This window comes from Rhodococcus sp. R1101 (assembly GCF_000278445.1).
Taxonomy (GTDB): domain Bacteria; phylum Actinomycetota; class Actinomycetes; order Mycobacteriales; family Mycobacteriaceae; genus Rhodococcus; species Rhodococcus gordoniae.
The window spans coordinates 1-1,143 of the sequence record NZ_AJVB01000762.1 but is presented as its reverse complement, the minus strand read 5'-3'; the positions used below and the strand labels follow the sequence as shown (position 1 = coordinate 1,143).

Annotated in this window: 2 protein-coding genes; both read right to left on the bottom strand. The window is 70.0% G+C overall.

The genetic code is table 11. The features are described 5' to 3' along the window. Positions 1 to 513 (bottom strand): LLM class flavin-dependent oxidoreductase (locus tag R1101_RS0123985; protein ID WP_016935693.1); only part of this gene is annotated, 513 nt, incomplete at its 3' end. A 97-nt stretch (positions 514 to 610) separates the two neighbouring features. Further along, the coding region (locus R1101_RS0123980) for a GrpB family protein (RefSeq protein WP_016935692.1) at positions 611 to 1,143 on the bottom strand (533 nt) is incomplete at its 5' end.

Here is a 1,143-nt window from a genome sequence, read left to right as displayed (position 1 = left end):
GTCGTCGAGCGGCCACGGGGTGGAGGTGTAGCCGTGCAGCGGCGTGCGGAACTTGCCTTCCCAGTCGACGACGCGTTCGCGCCAGAGCCGTCGCAGTAGGTGGTAGTTCTCGATGGCGAGGGGAATGCCCTGACGGATGTCTTTGCCGAACCATGGGTAGACGGGCCCGGTGTTGCCGCGCCCCATCATGAGGTCGATGCGGCCACCGGAGAGATGCTGCAGCATCGCGAAGTCCTCGGCGATCTTCACCGGGTCGTTGGTGGTGATGAGCGTGGTCGCGGTCGACAGGATGAGCGTCTCGGTCCTCGCAGCGATCCAGCCGAGCATCGTCGTCGGCGAGGACGGGACGAAGGGCGGATTGTGGTGCTCGCCGGACGCGAAGACGTCGAGCCCCACCTCCTCGGCCTTCAGCGCGATCTTCGTCATCGCAAGGATGCGCTCGTGTTCGGTGGGGACCCGGCCCGTCGTGGGGTCGCGCGCCACGTCGCCGATGGTGAAGATGCCGAACTGCACGATGGAACCTCCGTCAAATAGTTGAACTGTCAACTACCCTAACGGGCGGGGTGCCCGGAACATTCCCGGGCGGGAATCCACCGGGATCCGGACGCCTCTAGGCCGACCAGCCGGTGTTCGCGGCCCACTCCCATGCGCGATGGTGCGCATGGTCGAACCACGGCGCATTGAGCGCCGCATAGGCGGCGGCCGCCTCGGCGGGGTCGGACCGCTGCGCCGCGTCGGCAGCGGCGTCGGCCTTGAGATCTGCGTACTCGCGCTTCGCGGTGTCGACCGCGGACAGCCAGTCGCGCAGCAGCAACGCGAACTGCTGGGCGGGCCAGCCGTCCACGCGGACCGCCACCCGCGCGGGACGGCCAGGATCGGCGCTGCCGTGCAACCGCATCTCCCACACGGCCGGGTCGGTCTCGCCCCCGGCACCGTAGGACGGCTTCGGTTCGTCGGTCACCACGTCGTCGATGCGCGGGAAACCCGCGGCAGCGAGCGCGGGGGCGAGCGCGTCGGCCGCCGCGAGATCACCGACGGTGATCTGCAGGTCGAGGACGTCGACGGCGGCCAGACCGGGCACGGCGGTGGACCCGATGTGGTCGATGCGCTTCGCCGCGCCCCCGGCGGCGAGGGCCAGCCGGG